This is a genomic window from Amaricoccus sp. (assembly GCF_036846665.1).
Classification (GTDB): domain Bacteria; phylum Pseudomonadota; class Alphaproteobacteria; order Rhodobacterales; family Rhodobacteraceae; genus Amaricoccus.
Window position 1 is genome coordinate 1 of sequence record NZ_DAIUBO010000168.1, and the last position, 8,680, is coordinate 8,680.

Here is an 8,680-nt window from a genome sequence, read left to right on the forward strand (position 1 = left end):
GGGGGTGCTGACAAAGAATGCCGGGGCGCGGGGGCATAGGGAGAGGGTGGACACGATCATCGTCGACAAGCCCGGCACGCTGACCGGGGGCCGGCCCGCCGTCACCGCCATCGTTCCCGCGGCGGGCTTCACCGAGGAGGAGGCCCTGCGCCTTGCCGCCAGCGTCGAACGCGCCAGCGAGCATCCGTTGGCGCTCGCCATCGTCCGCGCCGCCGAGGAGCGCGGCATCGCGACCGCGCCGGTCGCTGATTTCGACTCGCCGACCGGCAAGGGCGCGCTCGGGTTGGTCGAGGGCAGGCGCATCCCGCTCGGCAACGCGAAATTCCTCGCCGAGCAGGGCGTCGACGTGGCGCCGCTGGCCGAAGAGGCCGACCGGCTGCGCGAGGATGGGGCGACGGCGATCTTCATGGGCGTCGATGGCCGCGTCGCGGCGATCTTCGCCATTGCCGATCCGGTCAAGCCATCGACGCCTGAGGCGCTTGCCGCGCTGAAGGCGCAGGGGATCCGGGTGGTGATGCTCACCGGCGACAACTGGACGACGGCCAAGGCGGTCGCGCGCCAGCTGGGGATCGACGAGGTCGAGGCGGAGGTGCTGCCCGATCAGAAGAGCGCGGTCGTGCAGCGGCACAAGGCGGCGGGGGAAGTGGTGGCGATGGCCGGCGACGGCGTCAACGATGCCCCCGCGCTTGCGGCGGCCGATGTCGGCATCGCCATGGGCACCGGCACTGACGTGGCGATGGAGAGCGCGGGCGTTACGCTGCTCAAGGGCGATCTGACCGGCATCGTCCGGGCCCGGCGCCTCTCGGAGGCCGTCATGGGCAACATCCGCCAGAACCTGTTCTTCGCCTTCATCTACAACGCGCTCGGCGTTCCGGTGGCGGCTGGGGTTCTCTACCCGTTCTTCGGCATCCTGCTGTCGCCGATTATCGCGGCGGCGGCCATGGCGCTGTCGTCGGTCAGCGTGATCGCCAATGCTGCACGCCTGCGTGGGGTGAAGCTGTGACAGCTGGCGAGGCCATCCGCCCGGGGCTGCGGCAGGCGACAAACTGCCGCGCCACCGCCGAGCTCACCCCTTCGTGCGTCGCGCCCGAACCGGGACGGCGAGATAGTGAAACCCATGATCGAGGCTTGACGATGCGAAACGATCTCACCATCAGCCGGCGCGCCATCCTGGCGGCTGCCGGCGCGCTTCCCCTGGCGTTTTCTCTGCCCGGTCCCCTCCGGGCCGAGACCCTGCCGCTGGTGACGGTCACCAAGGATCCGTCCTGCGGCTGCTGCGATGGCTGGGTCGCGCATATCGAGGCCGCCGGCTTCCCGGTGCGGGTGATCGAATCCGACGACGTGTTCAGCCTGAAGCAGCGGCTCGGCGTGCCGGCGGACCTCGCCTCTTGCCATACCGCCGAGGTGGACGGCTACGTGATCGAAGGCCATGTCCCGGCGGTCGCCCTGCGCCGCCTGCTGGCCGAGCGGCCGCAGGCCATCGGCCTTGCGGTACCGGGGATGCCCGCCGGTTCGCCCGGCATGGACTTCCCCGGCGTCGAGCCGGAACTTTATGATGTGCTGCTGTTCGACGCCTCCGGTCGCAGGGCGTTTTTGCGCTTCAACGGCGCACAGGAGATCTGATCGAAGTCCGCGCATGATCGCTCAACCCGTGACCAGCCCGCTGTCCTGTCGTGCTCCGGCACGCACCACCCGAGAGGGAGGTCGCGCCGCGAGCGGGCGCGCGCGGGCGCTGTTCCGGGTACGGCGCGACTGGCTGCGGCATCTGTCGCTCGGGCTCCTGCTGTTCGCGCTCAGTGCCTTCCTTCTGCAATCGGTGGCGCATGCGAGCCCGGGCGGGCACGCCGTCCACCACGACGCGGCCGTCGCCGTGATGGCGCAGCCCTGTGCCGATTCCCATGCATCCGGCGAGGACGTCGAGACTTCCGTCGAACACTGCGAGTCTGGCAAGGCAGGATCGGGCCTGCTCGACTGCTGCCAGGCATGCCTGGTCGCCGCCATCCTTCCCGAGACGCAGTCGCTGTCCCCCAATGTGAGCAGCGACCATCCGAGCCGCATGAGGCCGGATCGCCTTGGGCGGATCCCCGCGGGCATCCTGAAGCCTCCACGTCTGATCACAGCCGCGTAAGTCGCGCATGTCCGGGAGGGTCCTGATCCTCCTCGGGCCGCTGCAATCAGACGAACACGGAGCCGTGCGTCGGCGAGCGACGCCGTTCTCCGGTGCCAAAGGATGAAACCCATGAAACGAACAGCAATCGCCCTTTCCGTCAGTCTCCTGACCGGGCTGCCCGGCGTTGCTCTGGCGCAAGCCGAGCATGACGCCCATCACCCCGGGAACTCCCCGGTGCAAACCGAGCAAGCTCCTGCGCCTACCCCTCCTTCCGCGACAATGCCCCCGATGCAGGGCATGCCGGAGCAGTGTCAGGCCATGATGCAGGCCATGTCCTCCCCCGAATGCATGGGTGCGATGCACCAGATGATGCAGGACGGAGTGATGCAGGGAATGATGGGCTCGCCCAACGCGGCAGCGGCCCCGGCCAGCAGCAACCTTCCCGACTTCACCAGGGCCTATGTCGATGCGATGAACGAAATGCACGGGCCGATGATGGACGGGGTCATGGCTGAAGACCCCGACGTCGCCTTCGTCCGGGGCATGATCCCGCACCATCAGGGCGCGATCGACATGGCGAAGATCGTCCAGCAATACGGCGACGATCCGCAAACGAAAGCGTGGGCCGCCCAGATTATCGAGGCGCAGGAGCGCGAGATCGCCGAAATGCAGGCATGGCTGGAGGTAAACGCCGGCGGTGAACCGGCGGCCCTCGGCCAGGCAGTTGGCACCGTCTATTCCGCCAATGAAGGCGGCAATTCCATCAGCGCCATCGACCTCGGCACCGGCGCGGTCAGGACGGTGTCGATCCCGGTCTCGCCGCACAACGTCGACCTGACGCCGGATGGCAAGCTACTGCTGGCGGTCGGGGATCCCGCCGCCGAGGGCGATCACGGAGCGGGCGGCCACGGCGGGGACGGCGCCGCCGAAGGTCTGCTGGTCATTCTCGACTCGCAGGACATCTCGGCGCCCAGGACGGTCGCGGTAGGCTCCCATCCGGCCCATGTCGTTGCTGACCGACAGGGGCGCGCCTTCGTCTCGCTGGCCGGCGGCGACGCGATCGCCGTGGTGGATCTCGCACGGGCCGAGGTCATCGGGCGCATCGCGACGGGCGACTATCCGCATGGTCTGCGGCTCAGCCCGGACGGGGCCGAGCTTTACGTCGCGAACGTCGAGGACGGGACGGTGTCCGTCATCGACACGGCCAACCTTTCCGAGGTCACCCGCATTCCGGTCGGCGCGGCCCCCGTCCAGGTCGGCTTCACGCCCTCGGGCGATCAGGTCTACGTCTCGCTTCGCGACGAGAACCGCGTGGCGATCATCGACACCGCATCCCGGAAGGTCACGGGCAAGGTGGACGTGGGGCCGAACCCGATCCAGGTCTTCGTGACCGCGGATGGAGGGTCCGTCTATGTGGCCAACCAGGGCACCGAGGAGGCGCCGAACGACACCGTCTCCGTGATCGACACGGCGACCGGACAGGTGGTGAAGACCATCACCACCGGCGGCGGTGCCCATGGCGTGTCGGCCTCGGCCGACGGGGCCTACGTGTTCGTGACGAACATCGCCGACGACAGCGTCTCTATCATCGACGCTGCCACCCAGACGGTCATCCGCACCGTTCCGGTCGGCGACCGGCCCAACGGCATCGTCTACGGGCGGTCGAACTGACGGAAGCCGGGGCGGGCTAGTGGATGCGGTAAGCCGGGACGGTCGTGGTGCCGCCCGGTGATCGTGCCGCACAGGCGCGTCCCGGCTGCTGAGAACGAGGGTAAGCGAAGGGCGCGGCCAAGCAAGCAGCGGCCGCGCCTGCAAGGCTATCCTACGCAGCCGCTGGCTGATCCTTGCGCTGCGCAGGATAACCGGCTTCGGCAAGCGCGGCGACAAGCGCCTGCTCGTCCGCCCGAGTGGTGACCTTCACGTCGCGGGCGGGTGGATCGGTGATGACCTGCGCTTCCGGGTCGACGCTCAGGATGGCGTTGGTCACCCGACGGGCGCAACCGCCGCAGGTCATGCCGGGAACGGTGAACTGGAACATGCGAACTCTCCTCGATGATGGTGTTCGCTGTCTGATCTGGGCCTTGCCACGATGGCAAGGTCAAGACCGAAGGCTGAAAAAGACGATCCTGTCTGCGGGGTCTTGACCTTCCCATCGTTGGAAGCCCCATCTGGGGTGCAATGGATTGAGAAGGAAGACAGCCATGACAGATATTGCTCCATTGCAGCGGGGGGCTAAAGCCGGGTCCACGCTCAGCATTCCCGTCGAGGGGATGACCTGCGCGTCGTGCGTCGGCCATGTCGAGAAGGCCATCGCCAGGCTGCCGGATGTGGCCAAGGTGAGCGTCAATCTGGCGACCGAGCGCGCCGATGTTTCCTTCACGGGCAAGCCTGATGCCGCCGCGGTCGTGCGCGCCGTCGAGGGCGCGGGCTACGGCGTGCCGGAGGTGACGGCCGAACTGGGCGTGGCGGGAATGACCTGCGCCTCCTGCGTCGCCCATGTTGAAAAGGCGGTCAAGGCCGTGCCCGGCGTCAACGCCGCCACGGTCAACCTCGCGACCGAGCGGGTCAGCGTGCGCCACCTCGCCGGTGTCGCCTCGGTCGAGGATATCGAGGCCGCGATCCGCGGCGCCGGTTACGAGCCGCACCGGCTCGGCGGCGACAACACGGCAACCGACCGCGAGCGGGAGGCGCGCGAACGCGAGCTGACCGGGTTGCGTCGCGCCACCCTGATTGCGGCGGCGCTGACCCTGCCGGTTTTCGTGATCGAGATGGGATCGCATTTCGTTCCGGCGATCCATGACTTCGTGATGAACAGGATCGGGATGCAGACGAGCTGGCTGATCCAGTTCGTGCTGACCACCATCATCCTGTTCGGGCCGGGCCGCCGCTTCTTCCGCAAGGGCGTGCCGGCGATGCTGCGCGGCACACCGGACATGAACTCGCTTGTGGTGGTCGGCACGTCTGCCGCCTGGGGCTATTCGGTGGTCGCGACCTTCATGCCGCAGGTTCTGCCCGCCGGCACGGCCAATGTTTATTACGAGGCCGCGGCGGTCATCGTCACGCTGATCCTGCTTGGCCGCTATCTGGAGGCGAAGGCCAAGGGCCGCACCTCCGAGGCGATCAAGCGGCTGGTCGGGTTGCAGCCGAAGACCGCGCGCGTCGAGCGTGACGGCCAGACCGTCGAAGTGCCGCTGTCGGAGGTCCGCGCCGGCGACATCGTTCAGGTCCGCCCCGGCGACAGGGTGCCGGTCGATGGCGAGGTGGTCGCGGGCGCGTCCTATGTCGATGAATCAATGATCACCGGCGAACCGGTGCCGGTCGCCAAGAGTGCCGGCGCCGAGGTCGTCGGCGGCACGATCAACAGGACCGGCGCCTTCTCGTTCCGGGCGACCAAGGTCGGCGCGGATACCGTGCTGGCGCAGATCATCCGCATGGTCGAGGAGGCGCAGGGCTCGAAGCTGCCGATCCAGGCGCTGGTGGACAAGGTGACGGCGTGGTTCGTGCCCGCCGTGATGGCGGCTGCCGCGCTCACCTTCCTGATCTGGCTGGTCTTCGGCCCGGAACCCGCGCTCACCTTCGCGCTGGTCAATGCGGTCGCCGTCCTCATCATCGCCTGCCCCTGCGCGATGGGGCTGGCGACGCCGACCTCGATCATGGTCGGCACCGGCCGCGCGGCCGAACTGGGCGTGCTGTTCCGCAAGGGCGAGGCGTTGCAGGCGTTGCGCGATGTCGCGGTGGTGGCGCTCGACAAGACCGGCACGCTGACCAGGGGCCGGCCGGAACTGACCGACCTGACGCCGTCGGCCGGGTTCGAGCGAGACGAGGTGCTGGCGCTGGTCGCAGCCGTCGAGGCGAAGTCCGAGCACCCGATCGCCACCGCTATCGTGGCGGCCGCCGGGGAGCGCGGATTGCGGATTGATACGCTCGAGGGCTTCGACGCGGTGCCGGGCTACGGCGTTGCCGCGACCGTCGACGGCCGCCATGTCGCGGTCGGCGCTGATCGCTACATGACGAGGCTCGGTCATGACGTGGCGGCGTTCGCGGACGAGGCCGCGCGGCTCGGCGGCGAAGGCAAGTCGCCGCTCTATGCCGCGATCGACGGCAGGCTGGCGGCGGTGATCGCCGTCGCCGACCCGATCAAGGGAACGACGCCCGAGGCGATCCGCGCGCTGCACGATCTGGGCCTGAAGGTCGCGATGATAACCGGCGACAACCGGGCGACCGCCGAGGCCGTCGCGCGCCAGCTCGGCATCGACGAGGTCGTTCCCGAAGTGCTGCCTGACGGCAAGGTGAAGGCGATTCACGAACTCCGCGCGGGCGGCCGCAAGGTTGCGTTCGTCGGCGACGGCATCAACGACGCGCCGGCGCTGGCAGAAGCCGATGTCGGGCTGGCGATCGGGACGGGGACGGATGTCGCGATCGAGTCGGCCGATGTGGTGCTGATGTCGGGCGACCTGCGGGGGGTGGTGAACGCGATCGCGCTGTCGAAGGCGACGATCCGCAACATCAAGCAGAACCTGTTCTGGGCCTTCGCCTACAATGCGGCCCTGATCCCGGTTGCGGCCGGGGTGCTCTATCCGGTGTCGGGCACGCTTCTCTCGCCGGTGCTGGCGGCCGGCGCGATGGCGCTGTCGAGCGTCTTCGTGCTGTCGAACGCGCTGCGGCTCAGGGCCTTCAAGCCCGTGCTCGCGGCTGAAGTGGAGGCCGCCGGCACCGGAGCGGAGGCTCAAGCCCGGTTGGCCGCCGCGTAAGCATCTGACGGGCCGGGGTGGGAATTTCGCCCCGGCTCTTCCTGTCAATGGATGGAGGACCATCGGATGGATGTCGTCATCTATACCACGCCGACTTGCCCCGACTGCCATGCGCTCAAGCGTTGGCTGCAGGCGTCAGGCATCCCATATGAGGAGCGCGACCTGACCGACCGGGCGATCATGGAAGAAGCGAAGGCCCGGACCGGGGTGCGCGTGGCGCCGATCACCTTCGTCGGCGATGCGTTCTTCTACGGGACATTCGCCGATCAGCGGCCGAGAATAGCAGCCGCCCTCGGGTTGATCGTCGAAGGTGCCGAGAAAGGAGCAGGATCATGAATATCGGCCAGGCTTCCGAAGCTTCAGGGGTCAGTTCCAAGATGATCCGCTACTACGAACAGACCGGCCTCATTCCGAGAGCGGCGCGGCGCGACAGCGGCTATCGCGACTATGACGACGCCGATATCCACCGCCTGCGCTTCATCCGCGGCGCGCGCGACCTCGGCTTCACCGTCCAGCAGATCGCCGATCTGCTGGCCCTGTGGAGCGACCGCCAACGTGCCAGCGCCGATGTGAAGGCGCTCGCACTCGGGCATGTCGACGCCCTGAAACAGAAGCAGGCCGAGATCGCGGCCATGATCGCGACGCTGGAAAACCTGGCTAACCGTTGCCACGGCGATGACCGGCCCGATTGCCCGATCATCGAGGGCCTTGCCGAAAATGATGGCAGCCAGCCGGCTAAGGCGAAGCCCCGCCGCTTCGGCAAGGTGGACGAACTGCGAGCGTGACGCCGGTAGAAAAGCTGCAGCCGCCTGTTCTCCATGTCCGGGCTTGGGGCTAGCGCGCGAGATCCCTGAAGGCATGCAACGGATGCGCGGTCAGCGCTGGCAGCTTCTGCCCTGTTCCCGCATCACGGAGTAGTCGGAGAGCATTTCGGCGATGGCCGACCCGTCCGGCAGCAACCCGACTTCCTCGGCCGCGCGCCGTTGAAACTCGCGGCTGTACTCAACGACGGGCGGGCAGACGATGGCAATGCGCGGCTCAGAACCGACCGTCGCGCAGCCGGCCAGAAAGCTCGTCGCGATCGCGAGGGCGGCGAGCTGCTGCTTCCAGCATCCGGCGTTGGACATCATTGGCGTTCTCCGTTGTCTCAAGGCGTTCGGCGAGCCGCCCGGCGTGCTCACCGGACCGCCTGAGGGAAAGCAGGAACAGGACAATGGCGAGTACGATGGCGCCGTAGCGCAGTGCCGCCCGTGTCCAGGAGTTGGCCGCGAGCCCGGTGAGAAGCGCGGTGATCATCGCCGCCCCCGCTTCCAGTCGTCGAGCCGGGCGTAGATCGTGACCGCGATTCCCCCGAGCGCCACGGCGATGAACAGCCAGCGCAACGTGTCGAGATACGGGACGAGCGGCAGGATGGCGGACTGGGTCTCGGCCAGGACGTTCTGCGCGACCTCGACGCCCGCCGCGCCCAGCGTCGCCACACCGGCCGCGCCACCGCCCTTCATGGTGCGGCTCTCGGCCAGGACTTCGCGCGCGACCGGCGTCTCGGCTGCAAAGGCGGTTTCCCGGACCGGGAAGCGCTCGCCCCACTGCCGCGCGGGTCCGAGGTCGACATGGATGAAGCCCGAACGCGGGTAGGAGCCGAAGCCGAGGAAGCCGGCCTCCCGCGCCGCCGCCTCGAACGGCACCGGATCGTGGTTCTTCATGGCGATGTCGAAGGCGGCGCCGTCGAGGTGCTTGGAGCGGGTCGCGCCGCCCACGGCGGGATTGTGCTCGGGGCTGCGATAGGCGGAGCGGACGATCAGCGGCTTGCCGAGCCGGT

Annotated in this window: 10 protein-coding genes; 7 read left to right on the top strand and 3 right to left on the bottom strand. The window is 68.3% G+C overall.

The genetic code is table 11. The features are described from left to right. The 4 genes from V7050_RS14970 to copM all read left to right on the top strand — a co-directional run. Positions 1 to 1,003: HAD-IC family P-type ATPase (locus V7050_RS14970; protein ID WP_324410746.1), on the top strand; the 1,003-nt coding region annotated here is incomplete at its 5' end. A 131-nt stretch (positions 1,004 to 1,134) separates the two neighbouring features. After that, positions 1,135 to 1,623: a DUF411 domain-containing protein gene (locus tag V7050_RS14975; RefSeq protein WP_324374734.1), complete on the top strand. Its 489-nt coding sequence runs from the start codon at positions 1,135 to 1,137 to the stop codon at positions 1,621 to 1,623. Positions 1,624 to 1,636: 13 nt separating this feature from the next. Further along, positions 1,637 to 2,128: a hypothetical protein gene (locus V7050_RS14980; protein ID WP_324374736.1), complete on the top strand. Its 492-nt coding sequence runs from the start codon at positions 1,637 to 1,639 to the stop codon at positions 2,126 to 2,128. Positions 2,129 to 2,230: 102 nt separating this feature from the next. After that, a complete protein-coding gene (copM, locus tag V7050_RS14985; RefSeq protein ID WP_324410748.1) occupies positions 2,231 to 3,781 on the top strand; it encodes a CopM family metallochaperone in 1,551 nt (516 codons plus the stop codon). A 151-nt stretch (positions 3,782 to 3,932) separates the two neighbouring features. Here the strand turns inward: copM and V7050_RS14990 are convergent, their stop codons facing one another. After that, positions 3,933 to 4,148, bottom strand: coding sequence for a heavy-metal-associated domain-containing protein (locus V7050_RS14990; RefSeq protein ID WP_324374740.1), 216 nt, complete (start codon positions 4,146 to 4,148; stop codon positions 3,933 to 3,935). 232 nt (positions 4,149 to 4,380) lie between these two features. Here V7050_RS14990 and V7050_RS14995 point away from each other — a divergent pair, with 232 nt between their 5' ends. The 3 genes from V7050_RS14995 to cueR all read left to right on the top strand — a co-directional run bounded on the left by V7050_RS14995 (position 4,381) and on the right by cueR (position 7,646). Next, positions 4,381 to 6,861, top strand: coding sequence for a heavy metal translocating P-type ATPase (locus V7050_RS14995; RefSeq protein WP_442885593.1), 2,481 nt, complete (start codon positions 4,381 to 4,383; stop codon positions 6,859 to 6,861). A 66-nt stretch (positions 6,862 to 6,927) separates the two neighbouring features. Beyond that, the gene (locus V7050_RS15000; protein ID WP_324370635.1) at positions 6,928 to 7,197 is read left to right on the top strand and encodes a glutaredoxin family protein; all 270 of its coding nucleotides are present in this window, start codon (positions 6,928 to 6,930) and stop codon (positions 7,195 to 7,197) included. Continuing rightward, positions 7,194 to 7,646, top strand: coding sequence for a Cu(I)-responsive transcriptional regulator (cueR, locus tag V7050_RS15005; RefSeq protein ID WP_324370632.1), 453 nt, complete (start codon positions 7,194 to 7,196; stop codon positions 7,644 to 7,646). Before V7050_RS15000 ends, cueR begins: the two co-directional genes overlap by 4 nt. Before the next feature lie 90 nt (positions 7,647 to 7,736). Here cueR and V7050_RS15010 read toward each other — a convergent pair whose 3' ends face one another. Together V7050_RS15010 and V7050_RS15015 are read right to left on the bottom strand one after the other, a co-directional pair. Next, a complete protein-coding gene (locus V7050_RS15010; protein ID WP_324370630.1) occupies positions 7,737 to 7,991 on the bottom strand; it encodes a hypothetical protein in 255 nt (84 codons plus the stop codon). Positions 7,992 to 8,153: 162 nt separating this feature from the next. Further along, positions 8,154 to 8,680: YcbK family protein (locus V7050_RS15015; RefSeq protein WP_324410750.1), on the bottom strand; the 527-nt coding region annotated here is incomplete at its 5' end.

Bases quoted from the DNA above. Each gene is read 5' to 3' on its own strand.
- V7050_RS14975 (WP_324374734.1), top strand. From the start codon at position 1,135: ATGCGAAACGATCTCACCATCAGCCGGCGCGCCATCCTGGCGGCTGCC.
- V7050_RS14980 (WP_324374736.1), top strand. From the start codon at position 1,637: ATGATCGCTCAACCCGTGACCAGCCCGCTGTCCTGTCGTGCTCCGGCA.
- copM (WP_324410748.1), top strand. From the start codon at position 2,231: ATGAAACCCATGAAACGAACAGCAATCGCCCTTTCCGTCAGTCTCCTG.
- V7050_RS14990 (WP_324374740.1), bottom strand. From the start codon at position 4,148: ATGTTCCAGTTCACCGTTCCCGGCATGACCTGCGGCGGTTGCGCCCGT.
- V7050_RS14995 (WP_442885593.1), top strand. From the start codon at position 4,381: ATGACCTGCGCGTCGTGCGTCGGCCATGTCGAGAAGGCCATCGCCAGG.
- V7050_RS15000 (WP_324370635.1), top strand. From the start codon at position 6,928: ATGGATGTCGTCATCTATACCACGCCGACTTGCCCCGACTGCCATGCG.
- cueR (WP_324370632.1), top strand. From the start codon at position 7,194: ATGAATATCGGCCAGGCTTCCGAAGCTTCAGGGGTCAGTTCCAAGATG.
- V7050_RS15010 (WP_324370630.1), bottom strand. From the start codon at position 7,991: ATGATGTCCAACGCCGGATGCTGGAAGCAGCAGCTCGCCGCCCTCGCG.